Below are 20,918 nucleotides of genomic sequence, written 5' to 3'. Positions count from 1 at the left end.
GCGTGACCGGGCGGCAGCTGCGCCTGTCCGCCTACCAGGGCGCGGAGCGGCACGAGGTGATGCTGGAGCCGACGCTCATCTCAGAGCACTTCCCGTTCTTGCGCCAGGGCATTCTGGCCGGGCTGGGCGTGGGCCTGGTGCCTGACTACGTGGTGCAGGACAAGCTGGAAAGCGGCGAGGTGCTGACCACGCTGGACGAATACCGCCTGAGCATCTTCGGCACGCACATGTACCTGCTGTACCTGCCCAACCGCCACCAGACGCGGGCCGTGCGCACCTGCATCGACTTTCTGCTGGCCAAGGCCCAGCGGACCGAGGGCGGCACGGCGCAGGTGACGGCGGCGGGCTGAGCCGTTCGGCTCACCCAGGCACCGCGCGGCTCACGCGGGCGGCGCGCGCCAGCCGGGGTCGGCCAGCACATCGCCCAGCAGCCGCACGCCCTGCTCGATCTGATCGACCGACACACTCGCATAGCCCAGCGTGAAGCCCGCCGGGCGCGGCAGCATGGCTGATTCAGGCCGCGCGAACAGCGGCGACATCGGGTAGATGCCCACGCCGGCACGGCGCGCAGCCGCCGCCAGCGCGGCCTCGTCGGCAGGCCGCAGCGAGGGCAGCCACAGCACGGCATGCAGCCCGGCCGCCGTGCCGGTGATGCGCGCGTCTGCCGGCAAGTGCGCGGCGACGGCAGCCTGCAGTGCCGCGCGCCGGCGCTCGTGTTCACGCCGCACGCGCCGCACATGCCGTTCGTAGGCGCCGCTGGCGATCAACGACGCCAACACGCGCTGGTCCAGTACGGGCGCATGCCGGTCCGCCAGCCGCTTGGCCGTGCGAAACACCGGCACCAGCGCGGTCGGCAGCACCAGGTAGCCCAGTCGCAGCTGCGGCGACAGCGCCTTGGAAAAGGTGCCCACATAGATCACGCGGCCGTCGGCATCCATGGCCTGCAGCGCGTCGATGGGACGCTGGCCGTAGCGAAATTCGCCGTCGTAGTCGTCTTCGATGATCCACGCATCGTGCTGGCGCGCCCAGCGCAGCAGCTCCTGCCGGCGCGCGACGGGCAGCACGCCGCCCAGCGGAAACTGGTGCGACGGCGTCACATAGGCCAGCCGCGCGCGGTCGTCCTGGGGCAGGCATGCGGTGTCCAGCCCGTGCGCATCCACCGGCGTAGCCAGCAGCCGCGCGCCGGTCGCCTCAAAGCTGCGGCGGCCCATCAGATAACCCGGGTCTTCAAAGACAAAGGCGTCGCCCGCGTTCAGCAGCAGCCGCGCGCACAGGTCCAGCGCCTGCTGGGCGCCCTGCACCACCACGATCTGCCCGGCATCGCAGGCCAGGCCGCGCGCGCGTCGCAAGTAGCCCTGCAGCGCGCTGCGCAGGGCCGGCTCCCCTTCAGGCAGCGCGTAGTACAGGCTGTGCTGCTGGCGCAGCAGCTCGGCCTGGTAGGTCCGCCGCCACGCCAGCGTGGGAAAGTCCCGCGACGCTACGGCGCCGTAACGGAAGTCGATGGGCGCCGGCTCTGTCGCACGCGCGGCCGGCAGCTGCATGGCCGTAAGGCGGTGCCCCCAGTCGGACAGCGCGATGGGCTCGGCAGGCCGTGCCGGGCGTGCTCTGGCCGGCGCCTGCGCGCTCAGCGGGGCCGCCACGCGCGCCGCCCGGCCCACCGCCGTGGTCACATAGCCTTCGGCCGCAAGCTGTTCGTAGGCCGCCGTCACCGTGGTGCGCGACACGCCCAGCTCGGCCGCCAGCACGCGCGTGGCCGGCAGCCGCGCGCCCGGCGCGAGCGCGCCCTCGGCCAGCTGCGCACGCAGCAGGTCGTAGATGCGCCGGCCGCCGCCGTTGGCGCCGGTAGGGCGATGGGGTGGCATGGTCAACTGGCTCATGAAGAAGATGCAGAACTGGTTCTTGTGATTGTGCCGCTTCTATCGGACATTCGATCGGGCTGAAACGGCGACCGCCCACTCTTTCACACGTCCAGAAAACCCCATGTACATCCCCGCACACTTCGCCGAGCCCCAGGCCGATGAACTGGCCCGCATCATCCGCGACCACCCTCTGGGCATGCTCGTCACCCACGGGGCCGATGGCCTCGATGCAGACCACATTCCGTTCGAGTTCAACCCCAGCGCCGGCACGCAAGGCGTGCTGACCGGGCACGTGGCCCGCGCCAACCCGCTGTGGCAACGGGCAGGCGCTGGCGGCAGTCCGGTGATGGTGGTCTTTCGCGGCGCCGAAGGCTATATCTCGCCCAACTGGTACCCCAGCAAGCACGAGGCGCACCGGCAGGTGCCCACCTGGAACTACGAGGTCGTGCACGCCCACGGCACGCTGACCGTGCAGGACGACGAACGCTTCGTGCGCGGGATGGTCGGGCGGCTCACGCGCCGGCACGAAGCCGGCGAGCCCCGGCCGTGGAAGATGGCCGATTCCGAACCCGGCTTCATCGACACGCTGCTCGCCGGCATCGTGGGTATCGAGATCACCGTGACCTCGCTGGTCGGCAAGCGCAAGCTCAGCCAGAACAAGGACACCCGCGACCGGGAAGGCGCCATGCATGCGCTGGCTGAGCGGGGCCACGAGGCGCTGGCTCGCCGCATGGGCGAAGCTGCGGAGCCACACCCGTGAGCGAGGGCGCCGTGCAGCCGGTGTACACGTCCACCTTCACGTTCGGCATTCGCGCATTCGACGCCGAGTTCCATGCGCTGGACAACGCGATTGCCGACATCGCCAAGGCCATTCCCGGCTATATGGGCGAGGAAGCATGGGAGAACCCCGCCACCGGACTGGTGAGCAACGTGTATTACTGGAGCAGCCTGGACGCGCTGCAGGCGTTGATCCAGCACCCTGCGCACCTGGCGGCCAAGCAGCGGCAGGCAGCGTGGCTCAACGGGTACCAGGTGGTCATCGCGCAGGTTCTGCGCAGCTATGGAGACGGCGGTATCGCCCACCCGATGGCCGCCCGGCGATCTGGTGCTGCGGCGCATTCGGAGCCCACATGAAAAAAACCCCCGCGCTCCCCACTACGTGCGGCCGCTGACCCCCGAGGGGGCCGCTTTTCATCTTGGGGCGGCCCGGCGATGAAAAAAGCCCCTGCCGTGACGACGACAGGGGCTTAGCAAATTCACGTGGCGTGGCTTAGCGGCCTTGCGTGTTCTGCAGCGCGGCGATGCGCTCTTCGATGGGCGGGTGCGTCGAGAACAGCTTGCCGATGTTGCCCGTGATGCCCATGGCGGCCATGCTCTTGGGCAGCTCGTTGGGGCCGGCGCCGCCCAGGCGTGCCAAGGCGTTGATCATGGGTTGCTTGCGACCCATCAGCTGTGCGGCGCCGGAGTCGGCGCGGAATTCGCGCTGGCGGCTGAACCAGGCCACGACGATGGCGGCCAGAAAGCCCAGGGCGATGTCCAGCACGATGGTGGTCACGTAGTAGCCGATGCCGGGGCCGGAGCTGTTCTCGTCGTTCTTGCGCAGAAAGCTGTCCACCGCATAGCCGATGACGCGCGAGAGGAACACGACGAAGGTGTTCATCACACCCTGGATCAGCGCCATGGTCACCATGTCGCCGTTGGCGACGTGGGCCACTTCATGGCCGATGACGGCTTCGACCTCTTCGCGCGTCATGCCTTGCAGCAGGCCGGTGGAGACCGCCACCAGCGCGCTGTTCTTGAAGGCACCCGTGGCGAAGGCGTTGGGCTCGCCTTCGAAGATGCCGACCTCGGGCATGCCGATACCGGCCTTGTCGGCGAACTGGCGCACGGTCTCGACGATCCAGCGCTCATCGGCCGAGCCGGTGCCGTCGATGATCGTCACACCCGCGCTCCACTTGGCGACGGGTTTGCTGATCAACAGCGAGATGATGGCGCCGCCAAAGCCCATGATGAAGGCGAAGCCGAGCAGCGCCCCCAGGTTCAGGCCGTTGGGCGTCAGGAAGCGATTGACGCCCAGCAGGCTGGCGACGATGCCCAGCACCACCACGACGGCGATGTTGGTCAACAGAAAAAGGGCGATACGTTTCATCGAGAGGTTCTCCGCGAAGGGATACGGTGGGGTTCGGCAGCGGCGTGAACACGCTGCTGCACAGTCCGGAAAGTGGGGGTGCCGCGCAGGCGTTCAAGCCGTTTCCGCAGATGTTGCGCGCGCCCTGTTGTGGTGCTTATGCGGGGCGCCTGCTGCGGAAAACGAGGGAGTCATCATAGAAGCAAAAGTTCTCGTTTTCGGGCCACCAGCCGGGCACTCCCAGGACGGGAAGGGGATTGAACGGCTTGGCCGCGAACGCCCCGGCATCGAGCGTGCGCGCCAGCCAGGCATCGGCTTGCGCTACGGAATCGATAGCGCCTTGCACACAGTAGACGTGCGCCGTGATGGGTTTTCGCGGCTGCACCAGCTTTTCGAGCAGCGCATGGCCGAAGAGCAGCAAGGTGGCCTCGGCCCACAGCGGCCGCAAGTCCACGAAGAGCCGCCGCCACGCGCGCTCGCGCAAGGCATCGCAGAGCGCCGCCGGTGCGAACAGCACGGCGCCGTTTTCGTCGAACACGGTGATGGCGTCCCGCAAGGGCCCGCGCACCGCGCCAATGCCCTGGGCGGCGATGGCCTGGGCCTGCCACTGGTTCAGCAGGCGTTTGGTCTGCGGGTAGTGCAGCCAGATCAGGCCGTTGAAGAAGTCGTGCAGGTTGTCGCGGGTGGGGACGGTGCGGGTGGTGTGGATGAAGCTCTCATACGCCAGGCCGGGCGGCATGTCAGCGCCCTGAAACCGGGGTAGATGCGCGCCCAGGGCTTGCGCCGCCTGCGCATCCAGCGCGGAGCCGACCGAACCCGTGGCCAGGGCACGTGCCGCCACCGTCTGCCCGGATGCCGCGTATGGGGCCAGCCAGGGCCGCGCCCAATCGATGTCGGCAAGCGCCTGCGTGGAACTCAAGCGCTTGCAGGCCCGGCTGCGCCGCGCGCTGCGCGCTTGTCACGCACGGCCACCTTCGATGTGCCCTCTTCGCGGATGTCGAAAGCCTGCGTGGCGGCCAGCAGCTTGGTGAGCGTGCCGTAGCCGTAATTGCGCGCGTCGAACGGCGTCTTGTTGCTGATCTGGGTGCCCAGCGCTCCCACGCGTGCCCAGCCGGTTTCGTCCGCAGCGGCCTGCGCTGCATCGCGCAGCAGTGCCAGCAAGCGGGTGTCCTGCCGCAGTTGCGCGGTGGGCACGTGCAGCGTGGCGGGTTGCGCGGGCACACCGGGCGCAGAGCCGCTGGGCGTGGCGGCGTCTTCCGGCACTGCGTCTGCTGCTCCAACCACGGACTTGTCCAATCGAGGCTCGGCTTCTGCCTCGCTGCCCAGCGACTCCAGATAGAGAAAGCGCGAACAGGCGTTGACGAAGGGCTGCGGCGTCTGCGCAGCGCCGAAGCCGTACACCGCCGCGCCCTTGCTGCGCAGGTGCATCACCAGCGGGGTGAAATCCGCGTCCGATGAAACGATGCCGAATGCGTCGGGCTGCTCGGTGTAGAGCAACTCCATCGCGTCCACGGTCATCGCCATGTCGGTCGCGTTCTTGCGCCTGGAATAGTCGAACTGCTGCATGGGCCGAATGGCGAATTCCAGCAGCCGCTGCTGCCAGCCGTTCAGGCCGCTCTTGGTCCAGTTGCCGTATGCGCGGCGGATGTTGATCTCCCCCAGCGTGGACAGCTCCGTCAGGATCTCGTCGAGCTTCTCGGCCGGCGCGTTGTCGGCGTCGATGAGCAAGGCAATGCGCAACTGGCGTTCAGCCGACATGGAAACCTCCCAACGGGGTGTGAAGAAAAGTTAGGGGCGATCAGCGCAACGCCGGTCAGTGAAACCCAATCGCCTTGAGCCTGATCTAGAGCTTTGGCACGTGTGCCCTGGCTTCGACAGGCTCAGCCCGAACGGACTTTTCTCAACTGACTGGCATTGAGGCAATCAGCTTGCCACCACGCGCCAAGGCAATGCCTCGCCCGAGCGAAGGGGTTTCAACTCCGCCTCGCCGAAGGCAAAGCTGTCCGGCGGCGTCCACGATTCGCGGCGCAGGGTGATGGTGCCTTCGTTGCGCGGCAGGCCGTAGAAGGCCGGGCCGTGGAAGCTCGCGAAGCCTTCCAAATGGTGCAGCGCGCCGGCGTTGTCGAAGGCTTCGGCGTACATCTCGATGGCGGCGTGGGCGGTGTAGCAGCCGGCGCAGCCGCTGGCATGTTCCTTCAGGTGCGCGGGGTGCGGCGCGCTGTCGGTGCCCAGAAAGAACCGGTCGCTGCCGCTGGTGGCGGCCTCGACCAGCGCCACGCGGTGCGTTTCGCGCTTGAGCACCGGCAGGCAGTAGTAGTGCGGCCGCACGCCCCCGGTGAAGATGGCGTTGCGGTTGTACAGCAGGTGGTGCGCGGTGATGGTGGCGGCGGTGAAGGCGCCGGCTTCGCGCACGTACTGCGCGGCGTCTTTCGTCGTGATGTGCTCGAAGACGATCTTCAGCTCGGGGAAGTCGCGGCGCAGCGGAATGAGCTGCTGCTCGATGAACACGGCCTCGCGGTCGAACAGGTCGATGTCGCTGCTGGTCACCTCGCCGTGCACCAGCAGCAGCAGGCCGGCCTTCTGCATGGCCTCGAGCGTGGCGTAGGTCTTGCGCAGGTCGGTCACGCCGGCATCGCTGTTGGTGGTGGCGCCGGCCGGGTACAGCTTGGCGGCGACCACCCCGGCCTCCTTGGCGCGGGCGATCTCGTCGGCCGGCAAGTTGTCGGTGAGGTACAGCGTCATCAGCGGCTCGAACGCCGTGCCGGCCGGCACGGCGGCCTGGATGCGGTCGCGGTACGCGGTGGCCTGCGCGGCGGTGGTGACCGGCGGGCGCAGGTTGGGCATGATGATCGCGCGGCCGAACTGCACGGCCGTGTGCGGCACCACGGTGCGCAGCGCCTCGCCGTCCCGCACGTGCAGGTGCCAGTCGTCGGGGCGGGTGATGGTCAGGGTGTCGGGGTTGGAGTGGGATGGTGAGGCGGCGGTCATGGGGCCGCATTCTCCCACCGCCCATAAAAAACCCCGGGTCGCCTTGGAAGGCGCCCGGGGGCAAACCCCGATGGAGGGGAGGGGTGTGTGATGAGCGCCCCGAAGGACGCTCACGGCGCGCGTGGCGCGCAAAGACGTGCCGCCATCGTAGAAGCGGGCCCTGCCCCGCCCTGTCGGTGAGCGGCCGGCAGCCCTGTCGGACAGACTGCCGCACCCGCCTCAGGCGGAATTCAGGCGCGCGCCAGCACCGGCCCCAATGCCTTGCCCGTATGCGTGCCCAGCCGCACCACCTCTTCCGGCGTGGCCGCCGCCACGATGCGGCCGCCTTCCTTGCCGCCTTCCGGCCCCAGGTCGATGATCCAGTCGGCCTCGGCGATGACATCCAGGTCGTGCTCGATGACGACCACGCTGTGGCCGCCCGCCACCAGCCGGTGCAGCACCTGGATGAGCTTGTGCACGTCGGCCATGTGCAGTCCGACGGTGGGCTCGTCGAGCACGTAGAGCGTGTGCGGCGCCTTCTGCCCGCGCCGGCCGATCTCGTCGCGCACCTTCGTCAGTTCAGTGACGAGCTTGATGCGTTGCGCCTCGCCGCCCGACAGCGTGGGACTGGGCTGGCCGAGCGTGAGGTAGCCCAGGCCCACGTCTTTGAGCAACTGCAGCGGGTGCGCGATGCTGGGCATGCTGGCGAAGAACTGCACCGCCTCGTCCACTTCCATCTGCAGCACGTCGCCGATGCTCTTGCCGCGCCAGGTGACCGCCAGTGTTTCGGGATTGAAGCGCGCGCCATGGCAGGCTTCGCACGGCACCTTCACGTCGGGCAGAAAGCTCATGGCGATGGTGCGGATGCCCTGGCCTTCGCAGATCGGGCAACGGCCTTCGCCGGTGTTGAAACTGAAGCGCGCGGCCGCGTAGCCGCGCGCCTTGGCTTCCAGCGTTTCGGTGAACAGCTTACGGATGGTGTCCCAGAAGCCGATGTAGGTCGCGGGGCAACTGCGCGGCGTCTTGCCGATGGGCGTCTGGTCGACCTCCAGCACGCGGTCGATGGTCTCGAAGCCGGCCAGGCCCGTGCAGCCGACCAGCGCGGGCGCCTTGCCGGCATCCATCGCGTCGCGGCCGGCCTTGGTGGATCGCTGCTGCACCCAGGCCTGCACGTTGGCCAGCAGCACGTCACGCGCCAGGGTCGATTTGCCCGAGCCGCTGACGCCTGTGACCGCCACCAGCCGGTTCAGCGGCACGCGCGTGGTGACCTGCTGCAGGTTGTGCAGATGAGCGCCCAGCACGGTCAGCCAGTGCGCGGGCTGAACAACCGTTTCAGGTTCATGGTCTTTTTGGCCTCTAGCGCTTGATGGACGGGCGCTATCAGCTACATCTTTCATAGCAAACACATCGCGGCGCGCCTGCAGCGGGTGGCGCATGGCGTGCAGCAGGTAGCGGCCGGTCTGCGAATCTTCCGCCGCCTGGATGTCGGCCACCGTGCCCTGCGCCACCAGCCGCCCGCCGCGCTTGCCGGCGCTGGGGCCGATGTCGATGATGTGGTCGGCGCGGCGAATGGTGTCTTCGTCGTGCTCCACCACCACCAGCGTGTTGCCCTTCTCGCCCAGCTTGTGCAGCGCGTTCAGCAGGATCTGGTTGTCGCGCGCATGCAGGCCGATGGTGGGCTCGTCCAGCACGTAGCACACGCCCTGCAGGTTGCTGCCCAGTTGCGCGGCCAGGCGAATGCGCTGCGCCTCGCCGCCCGAGAGCGTGGGCGCGCCCCGGTCGAGCGTGAGGTACGACAGCCCCACTTCTTCCAAAAATTCGAGCCGGCTCTTGATCTCCGGCACCAGGTCGCGGGCGATCTCCGCTTGCCGGCCCGACAGTTGCAGCCCCTCGATCCACTGCCGCACTTCGGACACCGCCAGGCGTGCGACCTCGGTCACCGGCGTGCCGGCGAACAGCACGGCGCGGGCGATGGGGTTCAGGCGCGTGCCCTGGCAGGTGGGGCAGGCCAGGCCTTCCACGTCGTCGGCGTCGGGTTCGGCAAATGTCTGCTCGCGGCCTTTTTCCTTGTCGTCCTGCACGGAATCGTCGAACACCTTGCGTTGCTCTTTGGTCAGCTTCACGCCCGTGCCCACGCAGTCGGGGCACCAGCCGTGCTTGCTGTTGTACGAAAAGAGGCGCGGGTCCAGCTCGGCGTAGCTCGTCGCGCAGATGGGGCAGGCGCGCTTGGTCGAAAAAGCCTGCAGCCGGCCGATGCCCGCCGTGGGCTGGCTGGCGAGCATGGCGTCTTTCAGGCCGTCCAGGCTGCTCAGCACGTGCACCACGCCCTTGCCGTGCTCCAGCGTGCGGGCCAGCGCGGCGCGCAGTTCGGCCTCGTTGGCGGGCGACACGTCCAGGCTGGCCACGGGCAGCTCGATGGTGTGCTCCTTGAAGCGGTCGATGCGCGGAAAGCCGGTAGTGGGCAGGAAGTTGCCGTCCACCCGCAGATGCGTGTAGCCGCGCGGGCGCGCCCAGTCGGCCAGCTCGGTGTAGACGCCCTTGCGGTTCATCACCAGCGGCGCCAGCAGGCCGATGTGCTGGCCCTTGAACTGCGTGAGCAGCTGCGCGGCGATGCTGTCTGCCGTTTGCGGCTGCACGGCGGCGCCGTCGTGGATGCAATGCTGCACGCCCAGCTTCACGTAGAGCAGTCGCAAAAAGTGCCACACCTCGGTCGTCGTGCCCACCGTGCTCTTGCGGCCGCCGCGCGACAGGCGCTGCTCGATGGCCACCGTGGGCGGAATGCCGTACACCGCGTCCACCTCCGGCCGGCCGGCCGGCTGCACGATGCTGCGGGCGTAGGCGTTCAGTGATTCGAGGTAGCGGCGCTGCCCTTCGTTGAACAGAATGTCGAACGCCAGCGTGGACTTGCCCGAGCCCGACACGCCCGTTACCACATTGAACTTGCCGCGCGGAATGTCCACCGACAGGTTCTTCAGGTTGTGCTCTTTGGCGTTGATGATTTCAATGGCGTTTTTGGCCGCTGGCGCTTGGTAGCCGGGCGCGGACAGCTTCTCTTTTCGTAGCACCGCCGCCTTTTCGTGCACCGAATGGCCGCCCTCGCCCAGCGCCAGCTCGTAGTCGCGCAGCGCGGCGCCGGTGTGCGACGTGCGGTGCTGGCGCACGTCTTCGGGCGTGCCCTCGGCCACCACCAGGCCGCCGGCGTCGCCGCCCTCCGGCCCCAGGTCGATCAGCCAGTCGCTGGCGCGGATCACGTCCAGGTTGTGCTCGATAACGATGAGCGAATGGCCGGCGTCCAGCAGCTTGCGCAGCGCACGCATCAGCTTGGCGATATCGTCGAAGTGCAAGCCGGTGGTGGGCTCGTCGAAGAGGAACAGCGTGCCCTTGCGCGCCAGCGGCTGGCGGCTGCTGCTGGCGCTCTTGGCGGCTTCGGCGAGAAAGCCGGCGAGCTTCAGGCGCTGCGCCTCGCCGCCCGAGAGCGTGGGCACGGGCTGGCCGAGCTTCACGTATTCCAGCCCCACATCCACGATAGGCTGCAGCGCGCGGATCACGTCGCGGTCTTGCGCGAAGGCGGCAGCGGCCTCGCTCACCGTCAGGTCGAGCACGTCGGCCACGTTCACCATGCGGCCGCCGCGGTCGATGGTCACTTCCAGAATCTCGGGCCGGTAGCGTTTGCCGTCGCAATCGGGGCAGCGCAGGTACACGTCGGAGAGAAACTGCATCTCCACGTGCTCGAAGCCCGAGCCGCCGCAGGTGGGGCAGCGCCCGTCGCCCGAGTTGAAGCTGAACTTGGACGCGGTGTAGCCACGCTGGCGCGCGAGCGGCGCCACGGCGAACAGCTCGCGCACGGCGTCCCACGCGCCCACGTAGCTGACAGGGTTGGAGCGCGCGGTCTTGCCGATGGGCGACTGGTCCACGAAGACGACGTCGCCCAGGTGGTCGGCGCCCAGCAGGCGGTCGTGCGTGCCGGGCGTCTCAGTCGCCTTGCCGAAGTGGCGCAGCAGCGCGGGCGCCAGCACGTCCTGGATCAGCGTGGACTTGCCCGAGCCGCTGACGCCGGTGACGGTGACCAGCCGCTGCAGCGGAAAGTCGACCGACACGTTCTGCAGGTTGTGCTCGCGCGCGCCTTCCAGAATGAGGCGCGGCGTGGCGTCGGTCACCATGCGCTTGATGCCCGAGGTGATCTGCTTGGCGCCGCTCAGGTACACGCCGGTCAGGGTGTCGGCGCGGCGCAGGTCGGCCGTGGTTCCGTCGAAGACGATGTAGCCGCCGCGCTCGCCGGGGCCCGGGCCCATGTCGATCACGCGGTCGGCCGCCAGCATGACGGCCGGGTCGTGTTCGACCACCACCAGCGTGTTGCCGGCGTCGCGCAGGCGCAGCATGGCCTCGGTGATGCGGTGCATGTCGCGCGGGTGCAGGCCGATGCTGGGCTCGTCCAGCACGAAGAGCGTGTTGACCAGCGAGGTGCCCAGCGCGGTCGTCAGGTTGATGCGCTGCACCTCGCCGCCGCTGAGCGTGCGGCTTTGCCGGTCGAGCGTGAGGTAGCCGATGCCGACGTCGCACAGGTACTTCAGGCGCGTGGTGATCTCTTCGTGCAGCAGCTTCAGCGCCTGGGCGTCGCCAGCGTTGGCGGCCTGAACGGGTGCCGCCGCCACCGTTTCAAGGTCTTTTTGGCCTCCAGCGCTTGATACATAAGCGCCAGCAGCTATCAAAACAGGAGCAACCACTTCATCGCCCATCTGCGCGAAGAAGCGGCGCAGCCGGTCGATGGGCAGCAGCATCAGGTCGTGCAGCGTGAGGCCGGGCAAAGCTTCGAGCTGCGCGCGGCTCCATTGCACGCCCTGCGGCATGAAGCGGCGCGCGGGCTCGACCACGGCATCGGCCGCGGCCTTGCTGCCGATGCGCCAGAGCAGGCTCTCGGTCTTCAGGCGCGCGCCGCCGCAGGTGGGGCACGGCGTGTAGCTGCGGTACTTGGACAGCAGCACGCGGATGTGCATCTTGTAGGCCTTGCTCTCCAGGTATTCGAAGAAGCGCTTGATGCCGTACCACTGCTTGTTCCAGTTGCCTTCCTTGTAGCCGGGGGTGCCGCCGATCACCCACTGCTTCTGGTCGTCGGTCAGCTTGTACCAGGGCGTGTCGCGCGGAATGCCGGCCGACTCGGCATGGCGCATGAGGTCGTCCTGCGCCTCTTTCCAGGCCGGTGTCTGGATGGTCTTGACGGCACCGGCGCGCAGCGTGAGCTTGTCGTTCGGAATGACCAGGCCGTAGTCGACGCCGATCACCCGCCCGAAGCCGCGGCAGGTGTCGCAGGCGCCCACGGCCGAATTGAACGAGAACATCGACGGCATGGGCTCGCTGTAGCGCAGGTCGCTCTCGGGCGAATGCAGGCCGGTGGAGAACTTCCAGAGTTCGGGTGTCGCCTCCGTTCGCGTTGAGCTGCCTGTCCTGAGCCCTGTCGAAGGGGTCGAAACGCTGTCCCGGCCTTCGACAAGCTCAGGTTGAACGGTCGGGGGGAGTACATACACGTTCAATCGCCCGGTGCCGCGCTTGAGCGCGACCTCGATGGCCTCGACCACGCGGGCGCGCTCGGCTTTGGCCAGCCGGAAGCGGTCGGCCACCACATCGAGCAGCTTGCGCCCGCCCTGCTCACGCTCGGCCTGCACCTTGGTGAAGCCGCTGGCGGACAACCACTGCTCGACCTGTTCGGCCGAGGTGTTGGCGGGTAATTCGACCGGGAAGGTCAGCACCACGCGCGGATCGCCCGACTCGGCGCAGCGCCGCTGGAGTTCGGCATAGATGCTGTCGGGCGAATCGTGGCGCACCGGCAGCGCGGTCTGCTTGTCGAACAGCTGGCCGGCGCGGGCGAACAGCAGCTTCAGGTGATCGTTCAGCTCGGTCATCGTGCCCACGGTGGATCGCGACGAGCGGACGGGGTTGGTCTGGTCGATGGCGATGGCCGGCGGCACGCCCTCGACCTTGTCCACGGCCGGTTTGTCCATGCGGTCGAGGAACTGGCGCGCGTATGCGCTGAAGGTTTCCACGTAGCGGCGTTGGCCTTCGGCGTAGAGCGTGTCGAACACCAGGCTGGACTTGCCCGAGCCGCTGGGGCCTGTCACCACGGTCAGCTCGCCGGTGCGGATGTCGAGATCGATGTCCTTGAGATTGTGCTGGCGCGCGCCGTGGATGCGGATCAGTCCCTGGGTCATGGAGTGGGCGTCTTTCTGGGTGGGGGCGGAAGATTCTAGGCACCGTGCGCGCAAGGCGACGGGCAGTAAGCAGCATTTTGCGCAAGCATTCCAGATGGGGCAGTAGGCCGGAAACGCAACGATGACAAGAGCTCCCACAGGGTGGTTACCAATTGTCACCCCAGCCAATCAGCGTCATATTGTCCGGCCCTCGACTGCGCTCGCCCGCAGGATGGAGTGTCCGTGGGCGCCATGGGCGCCTGCCTGCTCATTTTCCTTGTCACCCCTTTTTTGGAGTACCCACATGATCCGCTGGCCCCAGGCTGCCGCCGCACTCGCCGCCGTTACCGCCCTGCTCGCACCGCTCGCCCACGCGCAACTGCTGGTGGGCCAGACAGCGGGCTTCTCAGGCGCGGTCGCAGCCGGGGTACAGGAAACCACCGACGGGGCGAAGCTGTACTTCGACACGGTGAACAGCAAAGGCGGCGTGGCAGGACAGAAGATCGAACTGATATCGCTGGACGACAAGTTCGACCCGAAGCTGGCCGCCGATAACGCCCGCCAGCTCATCGAAGACCGCAACGTGCTGGCCCTTTTCCTCACGCGCGGCACCCCCCACACCGAGGCGGTGCTTCCGTTGCTGGACAAATTCGGCGTGCCGCTGGTGGGGCCATCCACCGGCGCCATGGTGCTGCACAAGCCGGTGCGCAAACATATCTTCAACGTGCGCGCGACCTACCAGCGCGAAGCCGAAAAGGCCGTGAGCCATTTGGTTTCCATGGGCATCACGCGCATCGCCGTGGTGCTGGCGGACGACAGCTTCGGCGCGGACGGACTGGCCGGCGCCCAACGCGGGCTGGACCAGGCCAAGCTCCAAGCCGTGCTGCAAGAGCGCTTCGACCGATCCAAGCCCGACTTCGGCCCCATCGCCCCGAAAATCGTTCAGTCGCAGGCGCAAGCCATCGTGATGATCGCATCCGGCACCGCGGTTGCAGAAGGCTACGCGGCGTTCCGCGCGGCGGGCTCCACGGCGCAGATCGTCACGCTGTCGAACAACGCCTCCAGCGGCTTTGCCAAAAGCCTGGGCAACAACGCGCGCGGCGTGATCGTCACCCAGGTGTTCCCTAACGAGCGCTCCATCAACTTCCCCATGGTGCGCGAAGCACAGGAACTGGCCAAGGCCAAGGGCAAGGAAATCAGCCCCGCCATGCTGGAAGGCTTCGCCGCGGCCAAGGTGCTGGTGGAAGGCTTGCGCCGTGCGGGTCCCAAGCCAACGCGCGAGCGCATTCAGGCGGCGCTGGAAGGGCTGCAGAAGTTCGATTTGGGCGGGCTGGAAATCTCGTACACGCCCGATGACCATTCCGGCCTGGACTTTGCCGACCTCTCCATCATCGGCACCGACGGCAAGTTTCGCCGCTGAAGCACCGGCCGCAGGGTAGCGGTCACAGGCGACCGCTGTGCATTTTCCAAAAGCAAAAAGCCCGCATTGCGGGCTTTTTGCATGGTGTAGCGACGGCGAGCCACCGGCTCAGCTTCCATCGTTGAGTGAGTCAAGCGCAGGGCCATGGCGGTCCATCAGGCCAGCACACCGACCGGTGGAGGTGGATGGCAGCCATCACGGCAGCAGCATAGGCACCAAAGCCAAGCTCCCGCTGCCTTGCTGCCTTACTTGGCGGCGCTGGCGGCGGATGCTGCAGAGGCTGCCGGAGTGACCACCGTGGAAGCAGGTGCCACGGGTGCCGGCGCATGGGCGACATCGCCACTGTGCTTTTCTCCGCTCATATCCACTTTGTCTCCGGCCTTCATGATCACGAACAATGACAGGGCGGCGAACAGAACGAAGCCCACGACGATTTTCCACATGCTTTTTGTCTCCTGGATGGTTGAACTGACGACTTGAACTGGAGGATAAGGAAAAGAAAAAGCCCCACGCCCTTGCGGGGGTGGGGCTCTTGCACTTGAGTCACCACCGGCGGCAGGCTCCTTCAAGCCCGCAGCCGGTGCGGCCATCAGAAAGCGTGGCGAACGCCTACAGCCACGGAGCTGAAGTCGTTGCCGGCGGCCGAGCTGAAGTAGCTGGCACCTGCCTTGTTGTCCACACGGGTGTAGTAGCCGTACAGCTTGGTGCGCTTGCTCAGGTTGTAGTTGTAGGCCAGCGTGTATTGCATGGCGGAGCTGTTGGCGACGTTGTCGTACTTGCCGGCGCGGCCCACGTTCAGGTGGAATTCGGAAGCGCCCATCATGTAGGCGCCCACCAGACGGTAGTTGTCACGCTTGCCCACGGCAGCAGCCGTGTCGGTCATGGCGTTCCAGTCGTCGCTGCGCTGGTAGTAAGCGCCGACGATGAAGGGGCCCATCGTGTACATGGCGCGCAGTGCGACCTGGTTCGCGTCGTCCAGCTTGGAATAGCCGCCACCCAGTTCGAGGGCGCCCAGCGTGTAGTAAGCAGCCAGGTCATACACGTTCTTGCCGCCGACGGTCTGCTCATGCATGCCCACCGAACCCTGCACGGTGAGGCCACCGAAGTCAGGGGTCTTGTAGGCGACCGTGTTGGAGTTGGTGAATGCGTTGCGCATGACGGATGCGTAGAACGCGTCCGACGAAGAGCCGGTGTCGTGGTTGTGCAGACCGATGTAGTCGGCGGTGGCGTAGTACGACTCGGCGGTCATGCGGCCCAGGCGCAGGGTACCGAAATTGCCCGACAGGTTCAGTTCGCTCTGGCGAGCGAAGAAGCCGCGCGAGTCGGTGGTGCCGGTATCGGAATTGAAGCCGCTTTCCAGAACGAAGCCAGCCTTCAGGCCGCCGCCCAGATCTTCGGTGCCACGGAAGCCGAAACGCGAAGCGTTGTTGGCCACGACGGTGTTGGTGGTGCCGCCGTCTTTTTGACGCTCGACCGTCGTGTTCACGCGGCCGTAGATGGTCACGCTGCTTTGAGCGAATGCAGCGGAGGTGCTCAGCAGTGCCAGGGAAGCGAGCAGCAGGCGATTGGTTTTTTGCATGTGGAGTCCTTGAATGCTTGTGTCCATCGGGTGATGTAGGCACCGCTTGCAGCCTGGTGGGCCGTCAGCACCGTGTGCGACTACTCCGTCAAATTCTAGGTGTAACGGTCCGGTTAACACATGCGAAAGTAGTTTTCATGATTGTCCTGATGTATCGCCACCACACTTTTAGAGACATTCCCCAATCGTGTGCGGCGACGCACCAGGAAAACCAGGTTCTGCGCCAAGGCAGGTCAGTCGTCGGCGTAAATGTCGACGTCCTTGGTTTCGCGGATGAACAGCGTGCCGATGATGGCCGTGGCGCCAGCAATGATGATCGGGTACCAGAGGCCGTTGTACATGTTGCCGGTCTGCGCCACGATGGCGAACGACATGGTGGGCAGCAGGCCGCCGAACCAGCCATTGCCGATGTGGTACGGCAGGCTCATCGACGTGTATCGGATGCGGGTTGGGAACATTTCCACCAGCATGGCGGCGATAGGACCGTAGACCATGGTCACCAGCAGCACCAGGTAGAACAGGATTCCGACGATCAATACCTTGTTCATCTTGGCCGGATCCGCCTTGGCTGGGTAGCCGGCGGTGGTCAGGTCGGTCGCGACTTCCTTCTTGAACGCGGCGATGTTCTTGACCGAGGCTTCATCGAACTTCAGGTTGACGACGTTGCCCGAGGGTGCCGTAACGAGCTTGTCGCCGATCTTGACCACAGCGGCAGAGCCTGCAGGGCCGGCCACGTTTTCGTAGCTGACCGAGTTCTGCACCAGATAGCGCTTGGCGATGTCGCACGAGCTCTTGAAGTCAATTTCACGCGCCACCGGGTTGCCCTGGAAGGAGCAGGTGGCAGGGTCGGCGGTCACGGTGACGGCGGCAGTGGCCTGCGCACGGGCCAGATCGGGGTTTGCAGCAGTGGTCAGCGCCTTGAATGCCGGGAAGTAGGTCAGCACAGCCAGCACACAGCCCGCCATGATGATCGGCTTACGGCCGATCTTGTCCGACAGCGTGCCGAAGATCAGGAAGAACGGGGTGCCCAGCAGCAGCGCTGCGGCGATCAGCAGGTTGGCCGTGGTCGCGTCGACCTTGAGCTGTTGCGTCAGGAAGAACAGCGCGTAGAACTGGCCGGTGTACCAGACCACGGCCTGGCCGGCGGTCAGGCCGATCAGCGCCAGGATCACGATCTTCAGGTTCTTCCACTCGCCGAACGATTCAGCCAGCGGCGCCTTGGAGGTCTTGCCCTCGGCCTTCATCTTCTGGAAGGCGGGCGACTCGGACAGCGACAGCCGGATCCACACCGAGATGCCCAGCAGCAGGATGGACACCAGGAACGGAATGCGCCAGCCCCAGTCACCGAAGGCTTGCTCGCCCAGAATGGTGCGGGTGCCCAGGATCACGATCAGCGACAGGAACAGGCCCAGCGTCGCCGTGGTCTGGATCCAGGAGGTGTACGCACCGCGCTTGCCCTGCGGAGCATGTTCGGCCACGTAGGTGGCGGCACCACCGTACTCGCCGCCCAGGGCCAGGCCCTGCAGCATGCGCAGCACGATCAGGATGACCGGCGCGGCCACGCCGATGCTGGCGTAGGTCGGCAAGATGCCCACGATGAAGGTGGACAGGCCCATGATCAGGATGGTGACCAGGAAGGTGTACTTGCGGCCGATCATGTCCCCCAGCCGGCCGAACACCAGTGCGCCGAAGGGCCGCACGATGAAGCCCGCAGCGAAGGCGAGCAGCGCAAAGATGAAGGCCGCGCCAGCATCCAGACCGCTGAAGAACTGCTTGGCGATGATGGCCGCGAGCGACCCGTACAGATAGAAGTCATACCACTCGAAGACAGTGCCTAGCGAGGAGGCAAAGATGACTTTCTTTTCTTCCGGCGACATGGGCCGGGGAGCGACATTGGTAGCCATGGTATTGGTCTCCATGAATTTCGGGGCGATAACGGCAGCACCCATACAGGTGCCTGCGGCGCAATATGTGCGCGCCATCTGACCGAAAACTGACAACCCAACTGCGCCTCCCGCCGCGGGTCTTACGCGCCGCTGACAAAACCGGGCGCAACCCCTAGCGCCGTTTTCTTGATGTGAGATAAGCCTGCTTTTCGCGTGGCTCGACCGTCAGTAGCTCCTCTGTGGTGCGGGTAAACACCGAGGAAGTTTTGCGGGTTATCCCTGCCAAGGACAAACCCTGGTGGCTCTGCTTTGATAGGGCCTGCGGGCAATGCAAGATGCGGGCAGCCACTGAACGAGGCTGGGACCAACCTCAGTCTGGGCGACTCGCCAGCCCGCTGGGCACGCGCGACGCGGCGTCCCAAGCGGGCCCGTCGAACCAGGCATCTGCCTGCAGGCTGGCACGCAGCATGGGCAAGCCGTCCAGGCCCCAGAACAACCGGTCCGCAACCAGGAAGCTGGGCACGCCGAACACGCCCCGCGCCGTGGCCTCGTCGGTGTTGGCGCGCAAAAGCGCTTTCGCTTTGGCACCCTGGCCGTCCGGATCGGGCCGCAACTGCGCCGTCAGCTCCACCTCCAGCGCCGCGAGCCGCGCCGGGTCGAGCGCATCGTGCCCGCCCAGCCAGACATGGCGCAGCACGGCACCGGCCACAAAGCGGTTGATGTAGCCGTCGTCACTGCAGGCCAGCGCCAGCCGCAGCAGCGGCAGCGGGTTGAACGGGTGGCGGGCGGGCATGTCCAGCCCGCAGCCTTGGGCGTGGCCCAGCCACGATGCGTGGCGGTAGGTCCAGTCGCGCTTGGGCGGCACACCGGCCGGGCCCGGGTTGCCATGCTGTTGCAACAGCGCGCCCAGCAGCACGGGCCGATAGCGCACCTCGTAGCTGAGCCCTTGCAGCGCCTTCGGCAAGGCATCGAAAGCGAGCCAGGCGTAAGGCGAGACGAAGTCCAGGTAGAACGTGATCTGGTGCATGGCGAAGTCCTTTGCGATGGCTGGGGCGAGAGCTTTCTGTTTGCGCGGCGCCCGATCCTTCAGCGCGTAGCCGGCTGCGCCGCCAGCGGGGGCAGCCCGGCGCGATGCAGCAGCGTGGCCCAGATGGCGCGGCGCTGCAGGCTGCTCGCCGTGGACCAGACGCGGATCTCGTCGAGCGTGCGAAAGCAGCCCTCGCACTGGCTGCGGTCCGCCGTCATGCGGCACACGCCGATGCAGGGCGACGGCACCGCAGCCTCGCTTTCAGCATCAAAATGGCCTGCAGCGCTTATCTCACAAGCGCGAGCAGCTATTAATTCAATAGCATCAGCCATCAGAGTGCCGCTTGTCATCCCACCACAGGCGGCTGCACCACGTCGGCCACCGGCGCGTTGGTGAGCGCTTCTAGGTCGTGCGGTCGCAACTGAAACACGCCGTTCGGATGGCCCGCCGCCGCCCAGATCTCGTCGAAGCGGAACAGGTCGCGGTCGATCAGCGTGACGGGAGGCGTGGCGTGCGCCACCGGCGAGACGCCGCCGATGGTGAAGCCCGTGCGGGCTTTGACGAACTCCGCGTCCGCACGGCCTGTCTTGCCCACCAGCGCATCAACCTTCTTTTCGTCCACGCGCCGGTCGCCCGAGGTGATAACCAGCACGGCCACGTCGTCGCTCTTGCGCCGGAAGATGATGCTCTTGGCGATCTGCCCGACGGCGATGCCCAGGGCGTCGGCCGCCTCCTGCGCCGTGCGCGCCGAGCTGTCGAGCATGCGCGGCGCATGCGGATGGCCCTTGGCCTGCAGGGCCGCAGCGACGCGTTGCACGCCTTCGGGAAGGGACTGGAGTTCAGCGCCACACATCAGAAAGATCCTTGCTCGGGTTGGGTTGGACTGGGTTCGTTGCTTGGTGATCTTAGCGAGCATCGCCCACTCAGATCACCGTCCTTGCGCCCCTATCCCGCCCGCTTGTTGAGCAGGGCCGTCGCCGCCCGCGAGTTCGGCTTGCGGCCCAGAAAGTCGCTGATGTAGGCGCCTGCATCGATCAATTGGTCCAGGTCAATGCCGGTCTCGATGCCCATGCCGTGCAGCAGGTAGACCACATCTTCCGTCGCCACATTGCCCGTCGCGCCTTTGGCGTAAGGGCAGCCGCCCAGGCCGGCCACGGACGACTGGAAGTTCCACACGCCCAGGTGCAATGCCGCCAGCGTGTTGGCAAGCGCCTGGCCGTAGGTGTCATGGAAGTGGCCCGAAACGCCATTGATGTCGAAGTGCTGCAGCGTCGCCTCGATGGCGCGCTGCACCTTGAGCGGCGTGCCCACGCCGATGGTGTCCGCCACATCCACCCGCTGCACGCCGATGCCCTTGAGCAGGCCCGCTAAGTAGGCCACGCGCTCCGGGGCGACCTCGCCCTCGTAAGGGCAGCCGACGGTGCAGCTCATCGCACCGCGCACGGCGATGCCTGCCGCCAGGGCGGCCTGCACCACCGGCGCGAACCGCTCGATGCTCTCGGCGATGCTGCAGTTGATGTTGCGCTGGCTGAAAGCTTCGCTCGCCGAGCCGAACACCACGATCTCGTCGGGCTGGTCGAGCACCGCGGCCTCGAAGCCTTTGAGGTTGGGCGTCAACACCGAGTAGCGCACGCCGGGCTGCCGCGCGATGCCGGACATGACGGCATGGTTGTCTGCCATCTGAGGCACCCACTTGGGGCTGACGTAGCTGGTGACCTCGATCTCGCGCAGACCAGCTTGCTGTAGACGCTGCACCAGCCCGATCTTGATGTCGGCGGGCACGGGCGACTTCTCGTTCTGCAGCCCGTCGCGCGGGCCGACGTCGATCAACTGGACGCGGGAGGGAAGACTGCTGCTCATGACAAATTTC

17 protein-coding genes are annotated in these 20,918 nt (G+C 66.7%); 4 read left to right on the top strand and 13 right to left on the bottom strand.

Annotated elements, in window-relative coordinates; all coding sequences use genetic code 11:
• The coding region (locus RQI28_RS17720) for a LysR substrate-binding domain-containing protein (RefSeq protein WP_311223619.1) at nucleotides 1-350 on the top strand (350 nt) is incomplete at its 5' end.
• Nucleotides 351-380: 30 nt separating this feature from the next.
• Here the strand turns inward: RQI28_RS17720 and RQI28_RS17715 are convergent.
• On the bottom strand, nucleotides 381-1,877 hold the full coding sequence (locus RQI28_RS17715; RefSeq protein WP_311223620.1) for a PLP-dependent aminotransferase family protein: 1,497 nt from the start codon (nucleotides 1,875-1,877) through the stop codon (nucleotides 381-383).
• Between the two features lie 103 nt (nucleotides 1,878-1,980).
• Between RQI28_RS17715 and RQI28_RS17710 the strand changes: the two genes are divergently transcribed.
• Together RQI28_RS17710 and RQI28_RS17705 are read left to right on the top strand one after the other, a co-directional pair.
• Nucleotides 1,981-2,619, top strand: a complete 639-nt coding sequence (locus RQI28_RS17710; RefSeq protein WP_311223621.1) for an FMN-binding negative transcriptional regulator — start codon at nucleotides 1,981-1,983, stop codon at nucleotides 2,617-2,619.
• Nucleotides 2,620-2,639: 20 nt separating this feature from the next.
• A complete protein-coding gene (locus tag RQI28_RS17705) occupies nucleotides 2,640-2,993 on the top strand; it encodes an antibiotic biosynthesis monooxygenase (RefSeq protein WP_311223724.1) in 354 nt (117 codons plus the stop codon).
• A 136-nt stretch (nucleotides 2,994-3,129) separates the two neighbouring features.
• On the opposite strand, the gene htpX is transcribed toward RQI28_RS17705, so the two are convergent.
• The 5 genes from htpX to uvrA all read right to left on the bottom strand — a co-directional run bounded on the left by htpX (nucleotide 3,130) and on the right by uvrA (nucleotide 13,157).
• Nucleotides 3,130-4,008: a protease HtpX gene (htpX, locus tag RQI28_RS17700; RefSeq protein ID WP_311223622.1), complete on the bottom strand. Its 879-nt coding sequence runs from the start codon at nucleotides 4,006-4,008 to the stop codon at nucleotides 3,130-3,132.
• Between the two features lie 136 nt (nucleotides 4,009-4,144).
• Complete coding sequence (locus RQI28_RS17695; protein WP_311223623.1) at nucleotides 4,145-4,906, bottom strand: DUF3025 domain-containing protein; 762 nt, start codon at nucleotides 4,904-4,906, stop codon at nucleotides 4,145-4,147.
• Complete coding sequence (locus tag RQI28_RS17690) at nucleotides 4,903-5,745, bottom strand: NYN domain-containing protein (RefSeq protein WP_311223624.1); 843 nt, start codon at nucleotides 5,743-5,745, stop codon at nucleotides 4,903-4,905. The genes RQI28_RS17695 and RQI28_RS17690 overlap by 4 nt, the downstream gene beginning before the upstream one ends.
• 165 nt (nucleotides 5,746-5,910) lie before the next feature.
• Nucleotides 5,911-6,975 (bottom strand): dihydroorotase, encoded by a 1,065-nt coding sequence (gene pyrC, locus RQI28_RS17685; protein ID WP_311223625.1) that lies wholly within the window; start codon nucleotides 6,973-6,975, stop codon nucleotides 5,911-5,913.
• A gap of 230 nt (nucleotides 6,976-7,205) precedes the next feature.
• Nucleotides 7,206-13,157, bottom strand: coding sequence for an excinuclease ABC subunit UvrA (gene uvrA / locus RQI28_RS17680; protein ID WP_311223626.1), 5,952 nt, complete (start codon nucleotides 13,155-13,157; stop codon nucleotides 7,206-7,208).
• A 283-nt stretch (nucleotides 13,158-13,440) separates the two neighbouring features.
• On the opposite strand from uvrA, the gene RQI28_RS17675 reads away from it, so the two are divergent.
• Entirely contained in the window at nucleotides 13,441-14,556 is a 1,116-nt protein-coding gene (locus tag RQI28_RS17675; protein ID WP_311223627.1) for an ABC transporter substrate-binding protein, read from the top strand.
• A 245-nt stretch (nucleotides 14,557-14,801) separates the two neighbouring features.
• On the opposite strand, the gene RQI28_RS17670 is transcribed toward RQI28_RS17675, so the two are convergent.
• From RQI28_RS17670 to RQI28_RS17640, 7 genes are all read right to left on the bottom strand, one after another.
• Complete coding sequence (locus RQI28_RS17670; RefSeq protein WP_311223628.1) at nucleotides 14,802-14,999, bottom strand: hypothetical protein; 198 nt, start codon at nucleotides 14,997-14,999, stop codon at nucleotides 14,802-14,804.
• A 146-nt stretch (nucleotides 15,000-15,145) separates the two neighbouring features.
• Nucleotides 15,146-16,135, bottom strand: a complete 990-nt coding sequence (locus tag RQI28_RS17665) for a porin (protein WP_311223629.1) — start codon at nucleotides 16,133-16,135, stop codon at nucleotides 15,146-15,148.
• A 233-nt stretch (nucleotides 16,136-16,368) separates the two neighbouring features.
• The gene (locus RQI28_RS17660) at nucleotides 16,369-18,039 is read right to left on the bottom strand and encodes an MFS transporter (protein ID WP_311223630.1); all 1,671 of its coding nucleotides are present in this window, start codon (nucleotides 18,037-18,039) and stop codon (nucleotides 16,369-16,371) included.
• Nucleotides 18,040-18,391: 352 nt separating this feature from the next.
• Nucleotides 18,392-19,048, bottom strand: coding sequence for a DsbA family protein (locus RQI28_RS17655; RefSeq protein ID WP_311223631.1), 657 nt, complete (start codon nucleotides 19,046-19,048; stop codon nucleotides 18,392-18,394).
• A 59-nt stretch (nucleotides 19,049-19,107) separates the two neighbouring features.
• Complete coding sequence (locus tag RQI28_RS17650) at nucleotides 19,108-19,380, bottom strand: DUF1289 domain-containing protein (RefSeq protein ID WP_311223632.1); 273 nt, start codon at nucleotides 19,378-19,380, stop codon at nucleotides 19,108-19,110.
• A gap of 14 nt (nucleotides 19,381-19,394) precedes the next feature.
• Complete coding sequence (locus RQI28_RS17645; RefSeq protein ID WP_311223633.1) at nucleotides 19,395-19,901, bottom strand: YbaK/EbsC family protein; 507 nt, start codon at nucleotides 19,899-19,901, stop codon at nucleotides 19,395-19,397.
• A 92-nt stretch (nucleotides 19,902-19,993) separates the two neighbouring features.
• Nucleotides 19,994-20,908, bottom strand: coding sequence for a hydroxymethylglutaryl-CoA lyase (locus RQI28_RS17640; protein ID WP_311223634.1), 915 nt, complete (start codon nucleotides 20,906-20,908; stop codon nucleotides 19,994-19,996).
• Nucleotides 20,909-20,918: the final 10 nt, after the last annotated feature.

Origin of the sequence: Acidovorax sp. WCS2018Noco2-16 (assembly GCF_031843945.1) — a bacterium.
GTDB lineage: Bacteria > Pseudomonadota > Gammaproteobacteria > Burkholderiales > Burkholderiaceae_C > Paracidovorax.
This window is presented reverse-complemented; position numbering and strand designations above follow the sequence as displayed.

What these genes read in the sequence shown, in the direction of transcription:
- RQI28_RS17715 (WP_311223620.1), bottom strand. Translation starts at nt 1,877, where the DNA reads ATGAGCCAGTTGACCATGCCACCCCATCGCCCTACCGGCGCCAACGGC.
- RQI28_RS17710 (WP_311223621.1), top strand. Translation starts at nt 1,981, where the DNA reads ATGTACATCCCCGCACACTTCGCCGAGCCCCAGGCCGATGAACTGGCC.
- htpX (WP_311223622.1), bottom strand. Translation starts at nt 4,008, where the DNA reads ATGAAACGTATCGCCCTTTTTCTGTTGACCAACATCGCCGTCGTGGTG.
- RQI28_RS17690 (WP_311223624.1), bottom strand. Translation starts at nt 5,745, where the DNA reads ATGTCGGCTGAACGCCAGTTGCGCATTGCCTTGCTCATCGACGCCGAC.
- pyrC (WP_311223625.1), bottom strand. Translation starts at nt 6,975, where the DNA reads ATGACCGCCGCCTCACCATCCCACTCCAACCCCGACACCCTGACCATC.
- uvrA (WP_311223626.1), bottom strand. Translation starts at nt 13,157, where the DNA reads ATGACCCAGGGACTGATCCGCATCCACGGCGCGCGCCAGCACAATCTC.
- RQI28_RS17675 (WP_311223627.1), top strand. Translation starts at nt 13,441, where the DNA reads ATGATCCGCTGGCCCCAGGCTGCCGCCGCACTCGCCGCCGTTACCGCC.
- RQI28_RS17670 (WP_311223628.1), bottom strand. Translation starts at nt 14,999, where the DNA reads ATGTGGAAAATCGTCGTGGGCTTCGTTCTGTTCGCCGCCCTGTCATTG.
- RQI28_RS17665 (WP_311223629.1), bottom strand. Translation starts at nt 16,135, where the DNA reads ATGCAAAAAACCAATCGCCTGCTGCTCGCTTCCCTGGCACTGCTGAGC.
- RQI28_RS17660 (WP_311223630.1), bottom strand. Translation starts at nt 18,039, where the DNA reads ATGGCTACCAATGTCGCTCCCCGGCCCATGTCGCCGGAAGAAAAGAAA.
- RQI28_RS17655 (WP_311223631.1), bottom strand. Translation starts at nt 19,048, where the DNA reads ATGCACCAGATCACGTTCTACCTGGACTTCGTCTCGCCTTACGCCTGG.
- RQI28_RS17650 (WP_311223632.1), bottom strand. Translation starts at nt 19,380, where the DNA reads ATGGCTGATGCTATTGAATTAATAGCTGCTCGCGCTTGTGAGATAAGC.
- RQI28_RS17645 (WP_311223633.1), bottom strand. Translation starts at nt 19,901, where the DNA reads ATGTGTGGCGCTGAACTCCAGTCCCTTCCCGAAGGCGTGCAACGCGTC.
- RQI28_RS17640 (WP_311223634.1), bottom strand. Translation starts at nt 20,908, where the DNA reads ATGAGCAGCAGTCTTCCCTCCCGCGTCCAGTTGATCGACGTCGGCCCG.